The sequence below is a fragment of the Halobacterium sp. CBA1126 genome (genome assembly GCF_009741975.1).
In the GTDB taxonomy this organism is placed as follows: domain Archaea; phylum Halobacteriota; class Halobacteria; order Halobacteriales; family Halobacteriaceae; genus Halobacterium.
Genome location: NZ_WPCF01000045.1, coordinates 1 through 19,476, shown reverse-complemented (window position 1 = coordinate 19,476; position 19,476 = coordinate 1). Strand labels below are relative to the sequence as shown.

The window sequence follows — 19,476 nt, the reverse complement described above, 5'->3', positions numbered from 1 at the left end:
CGCTCTGGTTGCGGTCGTGTTTGTCTGCGCCCGCGGAGCGGTGGAGGGCGCACGCTCGTCTCCACTGAACCATGTCTTCCCAGCAACTCAGCGCGGTTCCTGACACAGTGTACTCGCCGCGGCGGCGGCGGTTCGGCCCGACGAAGATGGAGAGCTGGAGCGCCGCTCGCGGCGCGAGAATCATCGCGAGTCCGAGCGCGGCGCCGAGCACGACCGCGAGGAGTTCGCGAATCCCGGCCATCTACGAGCGGAGGCGCTGGATGCGCTTCTCCGTCGGCGGGTGCGTGGAGACGAGCTTCTGGAGGAGCCCGCTGTTCGAGCCGAAGATGCAGAGCGCGTTGACGTTCTCGTCGATCTCGGAGTCGCGGGCATTCCGGTTGCCCTGCTGGATCTTCTCGAGGGCGCGGGCGAGCGGGTCGCCGCCGCCGATGATGCGCTTGGCGTCGGCGTCCGCGACGTACTCGCGGTACCTGGAGATGGCGAGCACGAACAGCATCACGAAGAACTGCACGAGGTTGCCGACGACGATGGCGAGGAAGAAGTCCGCGAGGTCGTTGTCGCCCGTGAACAGGACGATGTACTGGGCGACGATGCCGACGATGGAGGCGATGCCCTGCCCGAGCTGCATCGTGACGACGTCGCGGTTGTCGATGTGCGCGAGCTCGTGGGCGATGACGCCCTCGAGTTCGTCGCGGTCGAGCAGCTGGATGAGCTCGCGGGAGACGACGACCGTGCCGTTGCCGCGGCGGCCGACCGCGAAGGCGTTCGGGACGCCCATGCTCGCGATTTTCAGGTTGGGCTTCTTGAGGTCGCGCTCGCGGCAGACCTTCTCGACGAACTGGTGGATCTGCTGGTACTCCCGTTCGTCCATGTCCTCGGCGCCGACGCTCCTGAGCGCCGCCCACTTGCCGATCTTGTACTGGACGCCGACGAGCAGGACGCTGCCGAGGATGGCGAGCGCGAGGATGCTCTGGCTCTGCCCGAAGAAGAACCACGCGGCGGCCACTGCCACCGAGTAGAACGCGAAGAGGATGGCGCCGACGATGGCCATCCGTACTTTGAGGCCGATGTGTCGCATGGGAGAGAGTTGTTCGCTCACACGTATAAATCCACCTCAACGTGTCACGCGCCAGAGCCGCTGCTTTCCTGCGGTTTTGGCTGTGGCGCTACCGTCGCGGGGCCGCGGTCAGTCGACCTTCTCGTCGCCGTCCCACTCCGCGGAGTCGTCCCGCGGCTCGTAGCCCAGCACCGCCTTCGCACGCTCCAGCGAGTAGTACTTCCGCTCGTTGTCGGAGACACCGACAGGCTCGCTTCGCTCGCCTGTCGAGCCCTCGCTCGCTCCGCTCGCGAGGATGCCGTAGACGATTTCTAGCCGGTCGAGGAGAAACGGCCGAATTACTCCGCGCCGGCAACTTTCTCGTCGCCGTCCCACTCCGCGGAGTCGTCCCGCGGCTCGTAGCCCAGCACCGCCTTCGCACGCTCCAGCGAGTAGTACTTCCGCTCGTTGTCCGAGATGCCGTAGACGATCTCGTAGTCGTAGTCGGCGGTCAGACAGCAGTCAAAGAGGTGCGCGCAGTCGCGGTGGGAGAGCCACATCGCCTGGCCGCGCTCGTAGTCGATTGGGGGATGGCCCTCGGTGAGGTTGCCGATGCGGACGGCGACGAACGGGAGGTCGTGTTCGTCGTGGTAGTACCGGCCGAGGGTCTCGCCGGCGGCCTTCGAGACGCCGTAGAGGTTGCTGGGGCGCGGGAGCTCCGTGCCGTCGAGGCGGAACTCGTCGTCGGGGCGGTAGAGGTCGGGCTTGCGCTCGGTCTCGTAGTGGCCGACGGCGTGGTTCGAGGACGCGAACGCGAACTTCTCGACGTCCTCCTCGACGGCGACCTCGAGGATGGTCCGCGTGCCGTCGATGTTGTTCCGGAGGACGCTCTCCCACGGCGCTTCCGGGCGCGGGTCGCCCGCGAGGTGGACGACGGCGCCGACGCCGGCGACGGCTTCGCGGACCGCGTCCTCGTCGGTGACGTCCCCGACGACGACCTCGTGGTCGGTGTCACCGGTGGGGGGTTCGCGGTCGAACAGCCGCCAGTCGTAGTCGTCCCCGATGCCGTCGAGGATGGCCTGCCCGACGCGCCCCGAGGCACCCGTGAGGAGAACCGGCTCGTCCATTCGATTGAGAGTCTCGGCGACCACCGAAATGAAAGGTGCGGTTCGCCCGCCGAACGCCTCGAACTCTCGACAGCACGGAGGCGACAACGATTAGCCGCGGCCGGACGAGGAGCCGGTATGGCATCCGACGCCCAGCAGGCGTGTTTCGAGGCGGGCATCAAGTTCGGCGCGCTCTACCACCAGTTCGCGGGGACGCCCGTGAGCCCGGCGAGCGCGCCGAGTCTCGAGACCGCCATCGAGGAGTCCATCGAGAACCAGCCGTTCTGCGAGTCCGTGACCGTCGACATCCTCACGGAGAAACTGGACACCGACCACGGCTACACGGAGCTGACGGGCGAGTACATGGAGGTCGAAGTCGTCGTCGACTACGAGGGCCGCGAGGTCGTCGCGGAGATGGCGATGGCGGACGGCTACCCGCTGATGGAGCTCGCGCGCGTCGAGTGAGCGGCGAGTGAGCCGCGTTCACGTCCGCCACGGGGCGTGCTTTTAAATCGAATGCGGGCGAACCACGAGACATGAGCCAATCGTCGCTGGACGACGAGGAACTGTTCGGCGAAGCCGCCGAGGAGATGCGCGCGGACGTCGAGGAGCACCTCGACGCGGCCCGAGCGGAGCTGCCCGCGGCCGCCGACGTCTGGGAGGTCGACGCGGACAACACGCTCGGCGTGCTGAACGCGCTCCGCTCCGCGCTCGACGTCGAGGACGTCGAAGCCCACCTCCGGGACGCGAAGAAGGCGTTCGTCGTCGGGAAGCGCGCCGACGCCTTCGAGGACGCCGACGACCTCGAGGAGGAAATCGACGCCGTGGAGGCCGTGCTCGGGGACATCGAGACCGCCCGCGAGCAGGTCGGCGAGCTCGCCTCGACGGTCCCCGAGCTCCGCTCCGCGCTCGAGGAAGCCAACGCGGGCGGCGAGGACGGCGACGACGAGGACAGCGACGAGGACGCGGCGTAGCTACTTGTGCGGCGGCCGGCCGGGGTCGCGGTCCGCGACCGCGTCCAGCAGGTCGCAGAGTGAGTCGGCGGCCAGCGACAGCAGGTCCTCGCCGCGGTCGGCGTCGCCCTCCGTGGGGTCGCCGACGACGCCGTTCTCGGTGAACTCGGCGCTGTCGACCGCGAGGTTCGTCCCGGACTGCCACTCGCCCCAGCCGTCGCTGCGCCGTCGCGGGCGTCCTCGAGGCGGTCCTCGCGGACGAGCTTCGGGTGCGTGTGCCGGAGGAACGCGGTCTCGACGGGGCCGGCGTGGCCCATGTCGTCGGCGTGGTCGCCGACCGCGTCGAACCACGTGAACGGCACCGCGTACGCGTCGCCGTCGCGGGTGACTCGCTGGCAGCTTCGCCGAGCGCGGGGACGTTGCCGCCGTGGCCGTTCACGACGACGACGCGGTCCCAGCCGTGGCTCGCGAGGCTCGCGACGACCTCGCGGACGTTCGCGCGGAACGTCTCCGGGGAGACCCACAGCGTCCCCGTGAACTGGCGGTGCTCCTCGGAGACGCCGACGGTCAGCGGCGGCGCGACCACGACCTCGCGGTCGGCGTTCGACGCCGCGGCCTCGGCGACGGTCTCGGCGGTGACGTGGTCGGTGCCCAGCGGCGCGTGCGGGCCGTGCTGCTCCGTGCTCCCGACCGGGAGCACGGCGAGGTTCGTCTCGAGCGCGGCAGCGTCCGTCCAAGTCGCGTCCGCGAGTCGCATACGAGAGCCAACACGCGCCTCCGGTTTGTAGCCTGCCCCTCCGGCGAACGAGACGCGGCCGCCACAACCGGCTTCACTCCGGCCGTCCACGACGGACGTATGGGGAAGACGGTGACACTCGACGCACTGAAGGGCGAACTGCGCGAGGAAGCGTACCCGCTCGACCGGGAGGTCGTCGTGGAGGCGTACGGCGACTACGACCTCGACCTCCCGGGCGGCGGCGAGTCGCTGGCGGCCGTGCTCGACCGCGTCGCCGACGACAGCTTCCAGAGCCATACCGAACTCGTGGAAGCCATCGAGGGCCGCGTGGGCGGCGACGCCGTCGGGCGGCAGGACTACACGGACCGCGGCGCGTCGGCGGGCGACGACGACCAGGAGAGCTTCTGACCGGCCTCTAGCAGTGCGGCCGCGTCAGTCCTCGTCCTCCTCGACGTCGACGTCGGCGGTGCGCTCGGCCGCGCGCTCGACGAACTCGTCGGGGAGCTCGTCGATTTCGCCGGCCTGCACGCCCCAGAGGTTCGCGTAGAGGCCGTCCGCCGCGAGCAGTTCCTCGTGGGTGCCGCGCTCGACGATTTCGCCGTCCTCGAGGACGACGATGTTGTCCGCGTCCTTGATGGTCGAGAGGCGGTGGGCGATGGAGAACGTGGTGCGGTCCTCGGTGAGGCGGTCGAGGCTGCGCTGGATGAGCATCTCCGTCTCCGTGTCGACGTCGCTGGTGGCCTCGTCGAGGACGAGAATCTCGGGGTCCTTGAGGATGGCCCGCGCGATGTCGACGCGCTGGCGCTGGCCGCCCGAGAGCTTCACGCCGCGCTCGCCGACCTTCGTGTCGTAGCCCTCGGGGAGGTTCGTGATGAACTCGTGGGCCTCCGCGGCCTTCGCGGCTTCGACGACGTCCTCGCGGTCGGCGTCGAAGGTGCCGTACTGGATGTTCTCCATGACCGTGCCGTAGAACAGGAACGTGTCCTGGCTGACGTAGCCGACGTGCCGGCGCAGGCTCGGCAGCGTCACCTCGGAGATGTCCTGTCCGTCGACGCGGATTTCGCCGTCGTCGACGTCGTACATCCGCAGCAGGAGCTTGAGGACGGTGGACTTCCCGGCGCCCGTCGGCCCGACGAGCGCGAGCGTGTTCCCGCCCTCGACCTCGAAGTCGATGTCTTCGACGATGGGCTCGTCGTCGTAGCCGAACGTCACGTCGTCGTAGACGACCTCGCCGTCGTCGACGTCGAGTTCGGCGGCGTCGGGGTTCTCCTCGATGCGGGAGGGCTCGTCCATCAGCCCGAAGATGCGCTCGCTGGACGCCTTCGCGCGCTGGTACATGTTGATGATCTGGCCGAACTGCGCCATCGGCCAGACGAACTGCTGGCTGAGCTGGATGAACACGACGAACTCCCCCGCCGAGAGCGTCCCGGACATCAGCGGCGGCGGGCCGACGAGCACCCAGTAGCCGCCCGCGAGGAACGTCAGCACGAAGCCCGCGCCGGAGATGATGCGCAGCGCCGGGAAGAACTTGATGCGGATGGTGATGGCGCCCCAGTTCGCGTCGAAGTACTCCTGGGAGACGCCTTCGACGCGCTCGGACTCGTAGGACTCGGTGTTCGACGTCTTGATGACCTGGATGCCGCCGAGGTTGTTCTCCAGCCGCGAGTTCAGGTGGCCCACGGAGGATCGGACGTCGGCGTACTTCGGCTGGATGGCCTTCACGAACCGGTAGGTGAACCACGCGATGATGGGCACCGGCAGCATCGTGATGACCGCGAGCTGCCAGTTGTACGTGAACAGGACGACGCCGATGGCGACGACCATCACGGAGAGCCGGAACACGGAGTTCATCCCGTCGTTGAGGAACCGCTCGAGGCGGTTGACGTCGTTCGACAGGATGGACATCATCTCGCCGGTCTGCTTGGTGGCGAAGAAGTCCATGTTCAGCCGCTGCATCTTGTCGTAGGTGTCCGTGCGGACCGCGTGCTGGATGTGCTGGGAGAAGGCGTTCCACCCCCAGTTGCGCAGCCAGTGGAACGCCGCGCCGACGAGGAACGCGCCCGCGACGACGGCGACCGCGACGTACAGCTCCTGCGTCCGCGTCGCGGGCCGCATCGACGCCGGGACGAACGGGAGGAACGACTGCCCCTCGGTGAGCGCGTCGACGGCGTACCCGAGCATGATGGCGGGCAGGAGGTCGAGGACGCGCGCGAAGACGCTCGCGAGGATGCCGACGCCGGCCGCCAGCCAGTTGTCCCGCCCGTACTCGTCGAACAGGCGGTACATCGCGTCGTCGACCTCCTCGCGCTGCTCCTCGAAGGGGTCGTCGTCTTCGGTAGCCGTACTCATTCTCGTTGGCAGACGAGACGATTCGACAAAAGCACTTCCCTACGAATCGAAACACCCGCTCGCGGGCCCCGCGGCGGCCGCCGCTCAGTCCTCGATGCGCACGCGGTCGCCGACCTCCACGCCGCGCTCGGTCGTCCAGTTGTACGGCACCTCCAGCGCCCACTTCCCGACGCCCCGGTACCGCGTCAGGTCCTCGTTGTCGGCCTCGACGGGCGCGTGGTGAATGCGCGTGATGCGGCCGTTCGCGCCGACGTAGACGATGTCGATGGGGAAGTCCATCGAGCGCATCACGTACGCGTGACTGCCCTCGCGGTCGTAGACGAACAGCATTCCCTCGTTGGGCCCGAGCGACTCGTGCTCGCTGAGGCCCGTGTAGCGCTCGTCTCGCGTGTCCGCAACCTCGACGGTGACGTTCCCGAGTTCGGTGCCGTCCTCGTCCTCCACGAACACCTGTGTCGCGTTCCCCGCGTCGGTCGTAGCGGTGGGCGTGGAGGCGCCGCCAGGGAATCCCGCGCAGCCGGCGACGACGAGCAGACAGACGACCGCGAGCGTGCGCCCGAGCATACCGACGGCTACGACGCCCCGCGGTTTGGACGTTCCGCCGAAAGGAAACGGTTTAGGCCGCGGCGCGACTGCTTCGAAACGCGGGTTCGTGGTCTAGTTGGTCATGACGCGGCCTTTACAAGGCCGAGGTCGGTGGTTCGAATCCGCCCGAACCCACTCTCTGAACGCGACCGCGAGCGACCGCCGTGTCGCTCGCGTCGCAGGTAGTGTGCGGTGAGGGCGGATTCGAACTCTGGAAGACGAGTGGAGCGAGTCTTCCAACAGTGAGAATCCGCCCGAACCCTGCGAGACTCACCCCGTTCGTCTCGCGTCAGTGAGAATCCGCCCGAATCGACGTCCACGCGACTCATAGCCCGGTTCGAGCGAGCGCCACAACGCATATCTGATTGACGGCGATTAACGTCGGCTACGTTCATGGGTTTCTCGACGTCGAAGCTACAGGGTGGGGCGCTGTTCGCCGTCGCCGTGCTCGTGGTGGTCACTGCGGGCGGCGGCCAGTTCGGCGCGGCGCGGCCGGTCGTCGAGTACGGGCAGCAGTTGTTCAACACGGCCGACCACCCCCGGGAGGACGTTCCGGAAGGCATCGAGCGGGCGCCACCGGAGACCGAGGGCCTCGACGTGGAGTTCGACCGCCCGGAGCCCTCGAATCAGGTGTTCGAGTTCGAGAGCCACGACCCGATGTTGGTCGAGGAGAACGACACCCACTACCTGATTATCGGCACCGACACGGACCCGAACCTCTACCGGACGGAGACGCCGACGGAGGCCGACAGCTGGCGGCTGGTCGACGACAACTACCTCGCGGACCGCTTCGAGTTCGACTCGCTCGTGGAAGTCGGCGGCCGGTACGTCGTGTACGGCAACAGCAACGTCTACACCGCGGAGTCGCTGGCGGCCGACGACTGGACGGTCCGCAACGACAACACCGGGTTCAGCGACCTCGGCGCGTACCGCGACGAGGAGACCGGGATGGTCCACGTCTACTACGAGTACGGGGAGGCCGCCGGCTACTCCGGGAAGAAGATCGGGCACGCGGTCAGCCCGAACGGCGTCACGAACTGGACGGTCTACCCGCCCGTGTGGACCGCGCCCGAGGGCTACGGCGTCGGCGACTTCGACATCGTCGACCGCGAGGGGAAACTGTACGTGTTCGGCGACTACGACCCCCACCACCCGCGGTACAACGTCTCCGTGTGGGTCAACGACGACCCGTACTCGGAGTTCGTCCAGCTCGACGAGCCCGCGGTCGCGCCACACTCCGCGGCGCCGGGCGCCGCCGACGACTACGGCGTCGGCGACCCGACCGTCAAGCGACTCGAGAACGGCCGCTACCTGATGTTCGCGAACGGGCACGCGGCCGAAACCGGACCCGCGCGACTCCACTACTACCTCGGGACCATCGAGAACGAGTCGCGGGCCACGCCGCAGGCCGAGCCCAGCGAGAGCGCGTCCGCGGTGGCGTCGTAGCGAGCGCGCTGACGGGTGTCCCGGGCGAGCGATGCGAGCGTTCCCCCACCGCCGCGGAGCGATTCGAAACGCTTTTTCCTACAACTACCGTCGTCTCGACTGCGAGCCGCCTTAGCTCAGACTGGGAGAGCACTCGACTGAAGATCGAGCTGTCCCCCGTTCAAATCGGGGAGGCGGCATATTCTAAGACTCCGAGCGACAGCGAGAGTCGCAGAAACGACGCCGAGCCGATTTGAGCACGTGAGTCGCGCGCAGCGAAGCGAGCACGTCTCACGGCGTTCAAATCGGGGAGGCGGCTTACGCCCACTTTTCCTCCCCGGGTGTCCTCGTTCGCTTCGCTCGCTGCGGCCACCACTTGTCGCAAAAGCTTGGGGAAAACGTCCCGAACGCTCTCTTCGGTCGCGTCCGGGAAACCGTGGCTCGCCTTGTTCGCCGCGGTACGCTGGCACTCGGTTGCAGGTCGAGCGGTCCGTCTTCCTCCGGTTAAAGCTCGGTTGCGGCGTGTCCTGAGACTGCGAGCGGGACGAGTTATCAAATATAGAATTGGAAGATAATATTAACGATGATATAACGTATCAGTTCCTGTGTCCCAGATGAGTGGTAGCGAGTACCGCGATACGTGGCTCGAGGCAGCGGCGAGAGCCACCCGTGCCGATCGCCTCGGAAGTCGAATCAACGAGACTTTCGGCCCCGAACAGGGCGGCTGGCCGGACGTCGAAGTCGGCGCTTTCGTCCTAATGACTGCTGTGGTGGTGGTGTTCGGTTTGCTGCTTCCGTTCTACGGCTACTTCCAGACGGGGTCCTTCCTGCCGCTGGCCGAGCTGAACTACGTGCTACTGCTTCCGGGGTGGGAACTGGTGGTCTGGTCGACGTTCAGACTACGGCGGCTGTACGCCGATGCCGTAAATCGACTGCCCGGATCAGCCGACATCAAGAGCCGCGACGCAACGGAGGAGTTGGGGGACCTGTACCGCTCGCTGACAGTTCGGTTCGCGCCTGGCGAGTCGACCGGTGGACAGTTTTTCCCGATCTTCCCGCAGGAGGGCAAGGTCGCGTTACTGCTCGCTGGCGTGGGCTATCACTTTACCTGGCTGTTCACCGACCCAACCGCCGGTGCCGCCGTCAGAGCACACGCCGGCGAGTTCGTAATGTGGGTGCAGATGTATGTCCTGGTCCCGTTCGTGTTCTACCCGATCGGCGCGGAGTTGCTAGCGATGCTTCTGGGCGCCGCCTTCCTGCTACCGGTGCGAATCCGACGAGCGGAACTGATCAACTTCCAGGATCCAACCGGTTACGGCGAACTGAAACCCGTCGGGACGCTCAGCCGCGAGGCCTCGCTTCACTACCTGCTGGTGTTGTCGACGTTCTTCGCGTGGGTAGCCATCGGAGACGGGCAAAGCGTCTGGGACCCGGCGCAACTCCTTCTCCTTCTCTCCGGGATCGTCTTGGGCTTGGTCCTGTTCGTCTGGCCAATCGTTCAGGTGGGGTCCCACATGAAGCGGATGAAGGCACGGAAGTTAGCGGCGATCCACGAGACCATGGCGTCCATCGGACAGGACGACCAGCGGTTCCCAGACGCGCGGAGCACCTCGAGCGAGGAGATTACAAGATACCTCCAAGAGTACGCTCGGATGTCAACAGTTCGAGACATGCACGACTACCCAGTTGACGTGGCCGCGGTCCAATCGGTCATGCTGGCACTCCCGACTCCCTTGCTGGTCAATCTCTTTACCACCTACCTCACGAGCCGCGTCGTCACCCTATAGTAGAATTATTTCTAATCTTTCACTTTAGTTTCGTTCCGTCCGCTCGTCCGTCTCTTCGATTGCGCGGCGCTTGAGTTCAGACTGGGAGAGCACTCGACTGACACCGAGCTGGCACCGTTCAAATCGGGGAGGGAGTATACCGCTTCGCCGCGGCCGACGTGCGTGAGCGTCGACTGAAGACCGAGCCGTCCGGCATTCTCACGAGCGTGTTTCGCGTCGTTCGAGCCGGAGAGTGAGCTACTGTAACACCGACAGAGACGTTCCCTGAAGGCGTATTTTCCGACTTCACTCGAGCGGCGGTCGTCGACCCCGCCGACCGCGTCCGCGACGATGAAACGCTTATCTGTGTGAACGCCCAACCTACTGCCATGACTTACGACACCGTCGTGTTCGACAACGACGGCGTCCTCGTGGGCCGCACGCGGTACGACGTGCTGCAGGCGGCGACCGAGGACACGTTCGAGCAGTTCGGCGTCACCGACCCCGACCCCGACGACATCGAGGAGATGACCATCGGCGCGACGCCGAAGACCGTCAGCGACGTCTGCAGCCGCTACGGGCTGAAGCCCGGCGAGTTCTGGCCGACGCGCGACCAGACCGCCGCGGAGGCCCAGTACGAGGAAGTCCGCGAGGGCCGCAAGACCCTCTACGACGACCTCGACACGCTCCACGAGCTGGACGTCTCGATGGGCATCGTGAGTTCGAACCAGCAGGCGACCGTCGACTTCGTGCTCGACCACTTCGGCGTCGACGACCTGTTCGGCGCGGCGTACGGCCGCGAGCCGACCATCGAGAGCCTGCGCCGCCGGAAGCCGAACTCCCACTACATCGACCGCGCGCTCGCGGACCTCGACGCGGACTCGGCGCTGTTCGTGGGGGACAACGAGTCCGACGTGCGCGCGGCGGAGAACGCGGGCATCGACTCGGCGTTCATCCGGCGGCCCCACCGCCGCGACTGGGAGCTGAACGTCTGGCCGACGTGGGAGATCGAGGGGCTCGACGACCTCCACGACATCTGCAAGGCCTGAGGGCGGTAGCGCACCGCTCCAGCCGAGAGAATCGTTCGTTCTGCCGGCGGCTCGCGCCGGCGCCACCCGCAAAGGTTATCAATCAGCGGCGCGTCTCTACGGTCGCAATGGCAACCGGTACGGTTGACTTCTTCAACGACACTGGCGGTTACGGATTCATCGAGACTGAGGACGCGGACGAGGACGTGTTCTTCCACATGGAAGACATCGGCGGCCCGGACCTGGAGGAAGGTCAGGAAGTCGAGTTCGACATCGAGGAGGCCGACAAGGGCCCCCGCGCCACGAACCTCACCCGGCTGTAATTCGGTGATAGCCCGGCGTCTTTGACGCTGGACAGGAGGAATCGTTTTCAGACACTCACAGTTCGTAGCCGTGGCGCCGTCGCCACAAAGCGTACCAGTACGGACCGCGAACAGCGACGCGTGAGAACCTCCACCCTCGCGTTGGCGGTCGGCGCGTTCCTGTTCGTGCTCCCGATACCCGGCACGTTCGTGACCGGGGGGCTCCTGCTGGTCGTCGGCGCGATCGCGCGGTACCGCTGATTACTCCAGTCGCGCGCGGTCCTCGGCCGTGAGGTCGATGTGGCTCGCGGCGACGTTCGCCTCGAGGTGGTCGACGTTCGAGGTGCCGGGAATCGGGAGCGTCACGGGCGAGTGGTCGAGCAGCCACGCGAGCGCGACCTGCCGGACGGTCGCGTCGTGGTCGGCCGCGACGCTCTCGAGGTCGGTGCGCTTCTCGCCGAGGTCGCCGCCGCCCATCGGGAAGTACGGGATGAAGCCGACGTCGTAGTCCTCGCAGGCCTCGAGGACGTCCTCGTACTCGCGGTCGACGACGTTGTACGCGTTCTGGACGGTGGCGACGTCGACGATGTCGCGGGCGGTCTCCAGCTGGTCGACGGAGACGTTGCTGAGGCCGACGTGGTCGACGAGGCCGTCGTCTTTGAGCTCGGCGAACGCGTGGACGGCGGCCTCGAAGTCCGTGTCCGGGTCGGGGCGGTGGTACTGGTAGAGGTCGATGGAGTCGACGCCGAGCCGGTCGACCGAGGTCAGCGCCTGGTTCCGGATGTAGTCGGGGTCGCCGTGGGGAATCCAGTCGCCGGTCGCGTTCCGCAGGAGGCCGGCCTTCGTCGCGATCACGGCGTCGTCGGCGATGCCGGACTCGCGGATGAGGCGCTCGCTGACGCCGGGGCCGTAGGAGTCGGCGGTGTCCACGAAGTCGACGCCGAGGTCGACCGCGCGCCGCAGGACGTCGCGGGCGTCGGCTTCGTCCTCCGGGGACCCGATGACGTCCGGCCCGGTGACGCGCATCGCGCCGAATCCGAGCCGGTGGACTGTCAGTTCGCCGCCGATGTCGAAGGTGTCGCTCGCGTTCTCGGCTGCCATACGGGAGCGGTCAGCAGCCCGTCCCTTAGATGTTGGTCAACTGCCTCGGGGTCAAGCCCCGAGGCTTGTCAGTGGACTCCCGTTCTAACCGAGTAACTCGGCAGGCGTGTACTCGCCGTTCACGTTCAACGTCCCTGACTTGAGGGCTAGTTGACTGGTGGCCCATCCACCGCGAGACGTCTGCCCGCGATGGATATATCCACAGTATCGGGTCGCGATATTCTTCGCGGCGTTGTAATCCGCGTTCACCTCATACCCACAGTCCTGACACGCGAATTGTTTGTCGTCGCGGTTGTCCTTGTGGGTAAACCCACAGTGCGAGCAACGCTGGCTCGTGTACGCCGGGTTCACCGTGTCCACGAACAACGACGTGGATTCGACCTTGTACTCAACGAGGTCCACGAACTTCGCGTACGCCCACTGCTGGAACTTACTGTCGTTCGCAATATTCTCGCGGATGTGGTCAAGGTTCTCGAAAATAATGCCGTCTACATCCGTGTCTTTGGCTTCCGCGATGAGGTCGTTGGCGCGGTTGTGCAACCAGTCCAGCGACCAATCCGAGAAGCGACTGCCGATGGACTGCATCGTGAGGTGAGCTGACCGTGTACCCGTCTGTTGCAGTTTGGCGCGGCGTTGTTCGTACTGGTTGCGCTTGTGGGTGAGGTAGTCCGCACTGCCGATGAATTCTCCCGTGGAGGTGACGGCGAACGCGCCAGTCACGTTCAGGTCAACACCGAGAACCACTCCGTTCTCGCTGGGTTCATCATCGCGACTGGCTTCTTGGCGTTCTGTTCCGTCAACCACATAGTCCGGGTTCTTCAGCGTGACGTGCAGGTAGAACGTGTCGTCCTGCTCGTTGTACTGGAGCGTGGCGCTTGAGGCATCCCAGCCGTCGTTCTCGTAGTACCTGCCGAACGGCGTGTCTTCGCGTTCGTCCTCGGGCGGGAGGACGTACTCAGTGGTGACTCTGCCGTTCGGCGTGGAGAGGGTGGCGTGGTCGTCGTTGAACGACGCGGAACGTTTGTCGTAGACGACGCTCCACGAGTCGAACTCGGGCTGACTGGTCTGTTCGCCCTGTTTCAGCTTTTCGACGCCGCTCGTGACGGCTTCGATGGCGCGACGGATGCCTTTCTGGACGAGGTTGGCGGTGAGATCGGTTTCCTCACGCAACTCGCTGTAGAGGGCGTCTTCGGCTTTGCTCTTGCTGGTGACACAGTAGTCGTCGTAGCGCCACGCCCACTCGCTCGTTCGGTTGGCGCAGTGCAGGAATTGGGTTTTGGTTTGATGGAGGTCGCCACGGCGCTCTTCGGGGACGTCAAGTTTGATGGGGACGGTGCGTCGTGGCGCGTCGTCCATCTGTGATTCACATTTATGGCTGTTGCCTGGTAAAAGTTTATGTGTATAGTGGGGAGTCGGCCTCGCCATCGAGCGTGGTGAGTTTCATCGGGAGTCGGCTTCCTCCACGGGGTCAAGCCCCGTGGCATCCGCCTCGTACCGCCTGTGAAACGGCTCCGCCCGACGGGTCAGGGTTCCCACTGGTCGCGCAGCTCCGTCCGCGGCTTCGAGGGGTCGTCGTGTTCGACGAGCGCGCGCATCCGGTCGGCGTTGAACGCGTACGTGCGGTCGGTCCGCGTGACGAGGTCGCGGGTGCGGAGCTCCCGCAGCAGCGTGTGCGCGGCTTCGACGTCGACGCCCGCGGCGGCCGCGAGGTCGTGGGCGTCCGCGCCCGGGTTCGTCGCGAGTTCGGAGACGAGCTGCCACGCGGCGTCGTCGTTGCACTTCGAGTCCCGGCGCGCGGCGTTCACGCGCGTCACCACCGGCGCCGCCTGCAGGAGGTCGACGACCGTCTCCGGGGCCGGCCCGCTGGACTCCTCGGGGGTGGTATCCTCGCTGCCGTCTCGGAGCTGACTGCGCTCGCCGCGGCGCCGCAGTCGGGCCTGGACGGCGTCCACGAGCGCGTCCTTGGGGCCGTCGTCGTCGCTCTCCGCTGCGCTCGCGGACGCGCTCTCGGACGGCGCCTCGTCGGCCTCCGCTTCCGTGTCCGCATCTGCGTCCGCGTCCTCGTTCTCGTCCGCGTTCTCGTCGGCAGCCGCCTCCGCGTCGCTCTCGTCGATGCGGGCCTCGAGTTCGTCGATGCGCTCCTCGAGGCGGTCGATGTGCTCGTTCTTCGTCTGGAGGGTCGCCTGATACTCCTCGGGCGGCGCGCCGTCGCCGTGCGCGAGCGCGTTCGCCATCTTCCGCGCCGCCGCGGAGACGTCCCGCGCGGTCTCCAGTTCGGACTCGAGTTCCGCGATGCGCTGTTCGCGGTTCTCCAGTTTCGACTCGAGTTCCTCGATGCGGCTGCGCTCCTGTTCCTTCCGGTCGGAGATGTCGTCGAGGTCCTCCATCAGCGAGCCGCTGACGGACTTCAGGTCGGGGCGCTCGAAGTCGTCGAGGCCGGGCGTCGCGCCCGCGTCGAACGTGCGCTTGCGCTTGAACTGCACCCGCCGGACCATCTCGTCGCTCCAGTCCGTCTGGATGAACGCCTCGCCGTCCCCCAGGTCCACGACGTCGTCGGCGTAGTCGCTGCCGACGATGCGGCCGACGACCTTCGTATCGTTCTCCCACGTGAGCCGGTGCCACACCAGCCAGTTCGCCTGCGTGATGAAGTCCTTCTTCACGTCCGCGGGGCGCTGGCTGATGCCGACGACGCCGAGCCCGTGCTTGCGGCCGCGCTTCCCCACCTTGATGAGGAGGTTCCCGGTCTCGCCGACGCCGCCGCCCTCCGGGATGTACTCGTGGCACTCCTCGACGACGAGCAGGAACGGCTTCTTCAGCTTCTTCTCCTTCGCGAAGAGGTGCCGCACCGTCTCCCGGAGCAGGTCGTCGGCCTCCTCGTCGTCGAGGTAGCCGGAGACGTCGAGGATGATGGGGACGTTCTCCTCGAGGGCGAGGTGCGCGAGCTTCTCGGCGTGGTCGACGGTCACCTGGATGTCGCACTCCTCGTCGGCGCCCGCGTGCAGGAGCTCGTACTCCTCCTTGAGGCCGTAGTACTCGCCGTCCGTGTCCACGATGAGCACGGGGTAGCCGGCCTCGAGGAGCTCCTCGACGACGACGCTCGTGGAGTTCGAGTTGTGAACGAAGACACCGTTCGCGATGAAGTTGTCGTTGAGCGCGACGTCGAGGTCGTAGACGGTTCGAGTTCCGGAGACAGGGCTAACGTCGACGACGCGTTTCCACTGGATATCAGACTGTCCAAGGGCCGCAGTCCGCCCCTCAATATCGAGTTCATCGACGAGTCGGTTGAAGGTCTGTCGACCCGCCTTCTGTTGTCTCGTGAGGTGATGGACCGATGCTCCCGAGACCCGGTTATCACTATCTCGGAGTGTCCACCCCTGCTCTCGTGCAGCAACATTCAGTACGGGGCCGAACCCCGGAATCATGTCTTTTGAATTGTACGTCCCGCCATCCGCGATGCCAGCTGTAGCGGTTTCGAGTTGTTCAGATTTCTGAACCACCTCAAGATCGACAACCTCCGCGAATGTCGCGAGGCTGAACGAATCGACGGTCAGCCGTGTGTACTGTTGCTCCTCACCGTTGTACGTCGTAAATTTGTCCCGCAACGTCGTTGAGATCCCGAACTGTCGAAGGAGTTCTTTCATCCCGTCGATCAGCTCGGAGGATTTCGACAGTACAGACGCGCTATCGCCGTTAATTGTACCGTCGCCGTCGAAGTATCCGGAAATCACTCCCTTCCGGAATGCCGCAGGTGTATCGAAGATCCAAGCTGGCAGTGATTTGCCGCCAGCACCCACACCGAATTCGGACTGTAGGAACTTCGCGAACGGCTTGAATCCCTTGTTGCAAGTTCGCTCGTAGACGTTGAATCCCTGACCGTCGAGGAACGACCGAACACCGTCATCGATATTGGCGATCTGTAACGTATCCCGGGCGTCGAACGACCCTTCAGCGAGATACAGGCCGACCACTTTCCCGGTCTCGAGATCTAGGTCCAAATGCCGGTCGTCCGTTCTCGGACCGCTCTGAATTTCATCGTCCCGAATTGTGAGGTTGGCCGTTTCGGGGACATACTCCGCGAGATCGACCTCCGTTACGTCCTCCGCACTCGGTAACTCTCGGGCAAGCGGAAACCAGGTCCCCTCCTCGACATCGCTTCCCTGTACCGGAACGATTTCGAGGTCGTCAATAGTGAGAAAGCTGTGGTCCTCGGTTCCGATGATTTCAGTACCATCCTCAAGGGTGATCTGCAACAGGTCGTCAGCTTCGTGTTCAATAACAGCTTGAACGGGCTGGAACTCCTGTTCGTAGGTGCGCTTGTTGAGCGAAAGCACTTGTTCACCCTCGGAGACATCTTCGATTGGCTTCCGCCCGTTCTCAGTATGAACCGGCGTCCCTCCGAGGATACTCTTTCCTGACCCGCTCTTCCCGGTAATGAACGCGCGCCCTGTTAGCACTTCTACGGTAGGGAATTCCAACGGCTCACCGTCCCCCGTCTCCCCCACGTGAATCCGCTGCACGTCGTCCTCACCGGAATCTGCCATTAGACTGAGCCACGCGAGCCGGGGAGAAAACCGTTGTCCTCGAAACGCCTACCGGCTGCCCGGGTGGCCGTCGGGGAGACCGCGGCGGCCGAACGTCGTCTCGCGGAGGGTCTCGCCGTCGTACTCCTCGCGGAGCAGCCCGCGCTCGCGGAGCTCGGGGACGACGAGGTCGACGAAGTCCCGGAGGCTGTCCGGGCGCGCGACCTCCTTGACGTTGAAGCCGTCGACGCCGACATCCTCGAACCAGTACTCGAACTCGTCGGCGACCTGCTCGGGCGTCCCGACGACGACGGGCGACGTGGTGCCGAGGCCGGCGAACTCCGCGACCTCGCGGACCGTCCAGTCGCGGTCGTCGTTGGCCGTGAACGCGTTCACGACGCCCTGGATGGCTTCGGTCTCGATGTGTTCGAGCTGCTGGTCGGGGTCGATCTCGGAGAGGTCCACGTCGACGAACCCGGAGAGCAGCGCGAGCACGCCCTCGGTGTCGATGGCGTCCGTGTACGCCTCGTACTTGGCTTCCGCGACGGCTTCGGTCTCGCCGACGACGGGGACGATGCCGGGGAAGAACGCCAGCTCGTCGGGGTCGCGGCCGTGGCTCGCAGCGCGCTCGCGGAGGTCGTCGACGTAGTCCGCGACGGCCTCCGCGGAGGGCTGGCTGACGAAGACGGCTTCCGCGTGCTCGGCCGCGAACTCGCGGCCGCGGTCCGAGGAGCCGGCCTGGTAGAGCACGGGCGTCCGCTGCGGGGACGGCTCCGCGCCGTGCGGGCCCGGAACGTCGAAGTGGTCGCCCTCGTGGTCGACGGCCGAGACGCCCTCGGGGTCGGTGTAGACGCCGCTATCTGGGTCGCGGACGACCGCGTCGTCGTCCCACGACGCCTCCCAGAGCGCGTAGAGGACGTCCATGAACTCGTCGGCGCGGTCGTAGCGCTCGTCGTGGTCCATGCGGTCGTCGTAGCCGAGGTTCGCCGCCGCGGACTCGAGGTAGGAGGTGACGACGTTGAACGCGACGCGGCCGTCCGTGAGGTGGTCGAGCGTGGAGAACTCGCGGGCGAGCTGGTAGGGGTGGTTGTACGAGGTGGACTTCGTGACGGCGAACCCGAGGTCGTCGGTGACCTCCGCCATCGCGGGAATCAGGTACGCGGGGTCGTTCGACGGCGTCTGGACGGCCTTCTCGACGGCCGTCTCGCGGTTGTCGCCGTAGACGTCGTAGACGCCGCGGACGTCCGCGAAGAAGACGGCGTCGAAGCCGCCGCGCTCGGCGGTGCGCGCGACGTCCGTCCAGTACTCGCGGTCGCGGTAGCGGTGTGACTGGTCGCCGGGGAGCCGCCACGACCCGACGGAGACGTGCTCCACGGAGTTCATCGTGAAGAGGTTCAGCCGCATCCGGTCGCTCATTACGCCGGGGTAGGGGGACGCGGCGCTTAAGCCGGCCGGTCGCGGCGCGCACGGAGTCGACGGCAACGCTCGCTGGGTCGGGGCTGACAGGCGACGGGGCGGACCGGCGCGGCGCGTCGCACTTCCGCGGAACCGCGCCGAGTAGCGGTCAGGTCACGCGCCGGGTTGGCCCCGGCTTCGCACTTGAACGTCAGCAGGAGCAGTAGTAGTCGCGGCCGCCGAACTCCACGTCGAGGCGGTGCGCGATGGGCGCGGGGTCGCTCGGCCGGTAGACCGCGGTCGTGAGGTCGCCGCTGGTCTCGAACTCGCCGGAGACGAGCGCCGCCCAGTCGGCGGTGGAGAGGACGTCCGCGAGCTCGCCGGTCGCGAGCAGCGGGAGGTAGTCCTCGAGGGAGAGCCAGCGCGCGTCGCGCGTGGGGTCGGGGTCGTAGTCGGCGCCGGTGGCGTCGGCGTACGCGGCCATCGGGAGGTTCGCGCCGGCCTGCACGGGCATGCTGATCCACTTCCACGGGCGCGTGTTCACGTCGAGGAGGACGAACTCGTCGCGGTCGCGGTCGTAGACGAACTCGGCCTCGCTGATGCCGTGGTAGCCCGCGTTCTCGATGACCGCGAGCGCGCGCTCCCGGATTTCCGGGCGCTCGACGCGCTCGACGACACAGGAGGTGCCGTAGCCGAGCGGTGCGCGGACGCGGGCGTTCCCGACGACCGCGAGCGGGTCGCCGTCCTCGGGGACGTACGAAGCGAGGGAGTGGTCCTCGCCGCGCGCGACCGGGACCTTCTCCTGGGCCATGATTTCGATGCCGGTCTCCTGCGCCATCTCCACGACGTCCAGATACTCCTCGCGGTCCGCGACCTCGACGACGTTCGTGCCGACGGCCTCCTCGAACTCGCGCTTGCGCGCGGGCTTGACGACGAGCGGGAAGCCGAGTTCGGCGGCCGCATCCTCGGGGTCGACCTCGGAGAGCCGGTGCGTCTCGGGGTAGGGGACGCCGAGGTCCTCGCAGGTCTCGTACAGCGAGGCCTTGTCGAGGACGGCGTCGAGGACGTCGGCGTTCGCGCACGGCAAGCGGACGCCCGCGGGGTCGGTCTCGGCGAACGCGAGCGCCCACTCGTCCATGCAGCCGAACGCGACCGGCTCGTGGTCGAGGACGGC

General features: G+C 66.4%; 16 protein-coding genes, 2 tRNA genes and 3 pseudogenes. 8 read left to right on the top strand and 13 right to left on the bottom strand.

The window, feature by feature from the left end:
• The 4 genes and pseudogenes from GJ634_RS08015 to azf form a co-directional block, all read right to left on the bottom strand.
• A partial coding sequence (locus GJ634_RS08015; RefSeq protein WP_157501961.1) for a hypothetical protein occupies nt 1-241 on the bottom strand: 241 nt, incomplete at its 3' end.
• Nucleotides 242-1,051, bottom strand: a complete 810-nt coding sequence (locus GJ634_RS08010) for a M48 family metalloprotease (RefSeq protein WP_157501964.1) — start codon at nt 1,049-1,051, stop codon at nt 242-244.
• A gap of 135 nt (nt 1,052-1,186) precedes the next feature.
• Nucleotides 1,187-1,294: pseudogene (locus GJ634_RS08005) on the bottom strand (NAD(P)-dependent oxidoreductase); the annotation flags it as partial.
• 101 nt (nt 1,295-1,395) lie between these two features.
• Complete coding sequence (gene azf, locus GJ634_RS08000; protein WP_157501958.1) at nt 1,396-2,163, bottom strand: NAD-dependent glucose-6-phosphate dehydrogenase Azf; 768 nt, start codon at nt 2,161-2,163, stop codon at nt 1,396-1,398.
• A gap of 117 nt (nt 2,164-2,280) precedes the next feature.
• Between azf and GJ634_RS07995 the strand changes: the two genes are divergently transcribed.
• Entirely contained in the window at nt 2,281-2,607 is a 327-nt protein-coding gene (locus tag GJ634_RS07995) for a dihydroneopterin aldolase family protein (RefSeq protein WP_157501955.1), read from the top strand.
• Nucleotides 2,608-2,678: 71 nt separating this feature from the next.
• On the top strand, nt 2,679-3,116 hold the full coding sequence (locus tag GJ634_RS07990) for a DUF5790 family protein (protein WP_157501952.1): 438 nt from the start codon (nt 2,679-2,681) through the stop codon (nt 3,114-3,116).
• Nucleotides 3,117-3,259: 143 nt separating this feature from the next.
• On the opposite strand, the pseudogene GJ634_RS16945 reads toward GJ634_RS07990, so the two are convergent.
• From GJ634_RS16945 to GJ634_RS07970, 4 genes and pseudogenes are all read right to left on the bottom strand, one after another.
• Nucleotides 3,260-3,412 (bottom strand): annotated as a pseudogene (locus tag GJ634_RS16945) (hypothetical protein); the annotation flags it as partial.
• 110 nt (nt 3,413-3,522) lie between these two features.
• Nucleotides 3,523-3,852 (bottom strand): annotated as a pseudogene (locus GJ634_RS16940) (creatininase family protein); the annotation flags it as partial.
• 411 nt (nt 3,853-4,263) lie between these two features.
• Complete coding sequence (locus tag GJ634_RS07975; RefSeq protein WP_157501946.1) at nt 4,264-6,180, bottom strand: ABC transporter ATP-binding protein; 1,917 nt, start codon at nt 6,178-6,180, stop codon at nt 4,264-4,266.
• 84 nt (nt 6,181-6,264) lie between these two features.
• The gene (locus tag GJ634_RS07970) at nt 6,265-6,744 is read right to left on the bottom strand and encodes a DUF192 domain-containing protein (protein ID WP_157501943.1); all 480 of its coding nucleotides are present in this window, start codon (nt 6,742-6,744) and stop codon (nt 6,265-6,267) included.
• A gap of 82 nt (nt 6,745-6,826) precedes the next feature.
• Between GJ634_RS07970 and GJ634_RS07965 the strand changes: the two genes are divergently transcribed.
• The 6 genes from GJ634_RS07965 (at nt 6,827) to GJ634_RS07940 (ending at nt 11,307) form a co-directional block, all read left to right on the top strand.
• Nucleotides 6,827-6,900 (top strand) — tRNA-Val (locus GJ634_RS07965).
• 258 nt (nt 6,901-7,158) lie between these two features.
• Nucleotides 7,159-8,211, top strand: coding sequence for a hypothetical protein (locus GJ634_RS07960; protein ID WP_157501940.1), 1,053 nt, complete (start codon nt 7,159-7,161; stop codon nt 8,209-8,211).
• A 105-nt stretch (nt 8,212-8,316) separates the two neighbouring features.
• Nucleotides 8,317-8,390, top strand: a tRNA-Phe gene (locus GJ634_RS07955).
• Between the two features lie 414 nt (nt 8,391-8,804).
• Complete coding sequence (locus tag GJ634_RS07950; protein WP_157501937.1) at nt 8,805-9,977, top strand: hypothetical protein; 1,173 nt, start codon at nt 8,805-8,807, stop codon at nt 9,975-9,977.
• 368 nt (nt 9,978-10,345) lie between these two features.
• A complete protein-coding gene (locus tag GJ634_RS07945; RefSeq protein ID WP_157501934.1) occupies nt 10,346-11,005 on the top strand; it encodes an HAD family hydrolase in 660 nt (219 codons plus the stop codon).
• A 107-nt stretch (nt 11,006-11,112) separates the two neighbouring features.
• Entirely contained in the window at nt 11,113-11,307 is a 195-nt protein-coding gene (locus GJ634_RS07940; protein WP_157501931.1) for a cold-shock protein, read from the top strand.
• Between the two features lie 240 nt (nt 11,308-11,547).
• On the opposite strand, the gene GJ634_RS07935 is transcribed toward GJ634_RS07940, so the two are convergent.
• From GJ634_RS07935 to GJ634_RS07915, 5 genes are all read right to left on the bottom strand, one after another.
• A complete protein-coding gene (locus GJ634_RS07935) occupies nt 11,548-12,387 on the bottom strand; it encodes an aldo/keto reductase (RefSeq protein ID WP_157501927.1) in 840 nt (279 codons plus the stop codon).
• An 84-nt stretch (nt 12,388-12,471) separates the two neighbouring features.
• On the bottom strand, nt 12,472-13,743 hold the full coding sequence (locus tag GJ634_RS07930) for an RNA-guided endonuclease TnpB family protein (protein ID WP_157501924.1): 1,272 nt from the start codon (nt 13,741-13,743) through the stop codon (nt 12,472-12,474).
• 167 nt (nt 13,744-13,910) lie between these two features.
• Nucleotides 13,911-16,745 (bottom strand): LAGLIDADG family homing endonuclease, encoded by a 2,835-nt coding sequence (locus GJ634_RS07925; RefSeq protein ID WP_394350882.1) that lies wholly within the window; start codon nt 16,743-16,745, stop codon nt 13,911-13,913.
• 231 nt (nt 16,746-16,976) lie between these two features.
• Nucleotides 16,977-18,323: an LLM class flavin-dependent oxidoreductase gene (locus GJ634_RS07920; RefSeq protein WP_157501918.1), complete on the bottom strand. Its 1,347-nt coding sequence runs from the start codon at nt 18,321-18,323 to the stop codon at nt 16,977-16,979.
• Nucleotides 18,324-18,513: 190 nt separating this feature from the next.
• The coding region (locus GJ634_RS07915; protein ID WP_157501915.1) for a carboxylate--amine ligase at nt 18,514-19,476 on the bottom strand (963 nt) is incomplete at its 5' end.

Coding starts and splice junctions, on each gene's coding strand:
- GJ634_RS07940 (WP_157501931.1), top strand. CDS start 11,113: ATGGCAACCGGTACGGTTGACTTCTTCAACGACACTGGCGGTTACGGA.
- GJ634_RS07960 (WP_157501940.1), top strand. CDS start 7,159: ATGGGTTTCTCGACGTCGAAGCTACAGGGTGGGGCGCTGTTCGCCGTC.
- GJ634_RS07950 (WP_157501937.1), top strand. CDS start 8,805: ATGAGTGGTAGCGAGTACCGCGATACGTGGCTCGAGGCAGCGGCGAGA.
- GJ634_RS07935 (WP_157501927.1), bottom strand. CDS start 12,387: ATGGCAGCCGAGAACGCGAGCGACACCTTCGACATCGGCGGCGAACTG.
- GJ634_RS07970 (WP_157501943.1), bottom strand. CDS start 6,744: ATGCTCGGGCGCACGCTCGCGGTCGTCTGTCTGCTCGTCGTCGCCGGC.
- GJ634_RS08010 (WP_157501964.1), bottom strand. CDS start 1,051: ATGGCCATCGTCGGCGCCATCCTCTTCGCGTTCTACTCGGTGGCAGTG.
- GJ634_RS07975 (WP_157501946.1), bottom strand. CDS start 6,180: ATGAGTACGGCTACCGAAGACGACGACCCCTTCGAGGAGCAGCGCGAG.
- GJ634_RS07945 (WP_157501934.1), top strand. CDS start 10,346: ATGACTTACGACACCGTCGTGTTCGACAACGACGGCGTCCTCGTGGGC.
- GJ634_RS07920 (WP_157501918.1), bottom strand. CDS start 18,323: ATGAGCGACCGGATGCGGCTGAACCTCTTCACGATGAACTCCGTGGAG.
- azf (WP_157501958.1), bottom strand. CDS start 2,163: ATGGACGAGCCGGTTCTCCTCACGGGTGCCTCGGGGCGCGTCGGGCAG.
- GJ634_RS07930 (WP_157501924.1), bottom strand. CDS start 13,743: ATGGACGACGCGCCACGACGCACCGTCCCCATCAAACTTGACGTCCCC.
- GJ634_RS07990 (WP_157501952.1), top strand. CDS start 2,679: ATGAGCCAATCGTCGCTGGACGACGAGGAACTGTTCGGCGAAGCCGCC.
- GJ634_RS07995 (WP_157501955.1), top strand. CDS start 2,281: ATGGCATCCGACGCCCAGCAGGCGTGTTTCGAGGCGGGCATCAAGTTC.